1 protein-coding gene is annotated in these 1,274 nt (G+C 41.7%); it reads left to right on the plus strand.

Going from position 1 to position 1,274, the window contains the following annotated elements; all coding sequences use genetic code 11:
* Positions 1-259 precede the first annotated feature (259 nt).
* Positions 260-1,246: a transposase gene (locus tag VB775_RS26235; protein ID WP_281006399.1), complete on the plus strand. Its 987-nt coding sequence runs from the start codon at positions 260-262 to the stop codon at positions 1,244-1,246.
* Positions 1,247-1,274 lie beyond the last annotated feature (28 nt).

Genomic DNA, 1,274 nt, shown 5'->3' on the forward strand with positions numbered 1-1,274 from the left:
ACCCCTTGTATCTAGGAAGAAAAGTAAAGGATAAAATCTTTACTCAAATCCGAAAAAGCAAAAGCAGAGATAAACTCGTTCAACCCCTAGGGACACCAAGCCCGTAATGTAGATAGAGTCGTCTCTGCTTAAACAGTGGAAACAAGTAAAGACTGGACAGTATCAGAGGTCGCCCAATGGGTAAACCTGTATTCACAAGGATAGTTCAATACCACTGATTGCTTGATGGATAAATCTAGCAAAAAAACTGCAAGCACCTATGAACAATAGCAATGAAGTATGTGATGTTTTAGGCATAGACATCAGTAAAGCCAAGTTTGATGTTGCCCTAATTCAAGACAACGCCAAGATTAAGAACAAAGTATTTAACAATAATCCCGAAGGATTTGTCGAACTACAAGAATGGCTAAACATTCAAAGTGTAAAAAATTTACATAGCTGTATGGAAGCCACCAGCACTTATGGCAATGCCTTAGCCCGATTCTTAGTAGCCGCAGGGTACAAAGTAAGTATCGTCAATCCATCACGTCCCAAAGCCTTTGGCAAGAGCGAGTTAAGTCGTACAAAGACAGACCGTGCTGATGCCAAAGTTATTGCTAGATTTTGTGCTGCCTTAAAGCCTGCTGCTTGGACACCACCAGCATTAGAAATTGAGCAACTCCAAGCATTAGTACATCGTTTAGATAGCTTAACCGCCATGCAGCAACAAGAGCAAAATCGTCTTGCTACGGCTGATCCAATTTTGGTTGAAGCAATTAACACCCACATTGACTTCCTCAAGGAGCAAATTGAGATGACCAAAAAATTGATCCGTCAGCACTTTGATCAACATCCTCATTTGAAATCGCAACGGGATTTGTTGACTTCCATTCCAGGTATTGCTGAATTGACTGCAACTGTATTACTGGCGGAAATTCGGGATATTTCTGCTTTTGATACGGCTGATCAATTAGCCGCTTTTGCGGGTTTAACTCCGCGTGAATTCTCTTCTGGCTCTTCGATTCATGGCAAACCGCGCTTGTCAAAAATTGGTAATTCACGTTTGCGTAAAGCTTTGTTTATGCCTGCGATTGTTGCTCGTCGTTATAATTCGCCGATTGTCGCTTTCTGCGATCGCCTTACTGCTAAGGGTAAGTCCAAAATGTCCGTCATTGGTGCTGTAATGCACAAGCTGTTACGACAGGTCTTTGGTGTTCTCAAGTCTCAGCGTTCTTTCGATCCTAATTTTGTTAAAATTCCCTCTTGACTTTTTGGTACTCAAGACAGTATCTACA

This window comes from Pseudanabaena sp. CCNP1317, assembly GCF_034931345.1.
Classification (GTDB): Bacteria; Cyanobacteriota; Cyanobacteriia; order Pseudanabaenales; family Pseudanabaenaceae; genus Pseudanabaena; species Pseudanabaena galeata.

Excerpts from the sequence above, each read along its gene's own strand:
- VB775_RS26235 (WP_281006399.1), top strand. The coding sequence starts at position 260 with ATGAACAATAGCAATGAAGTATGTGATGTTTTAGGCATAGACATCAGT.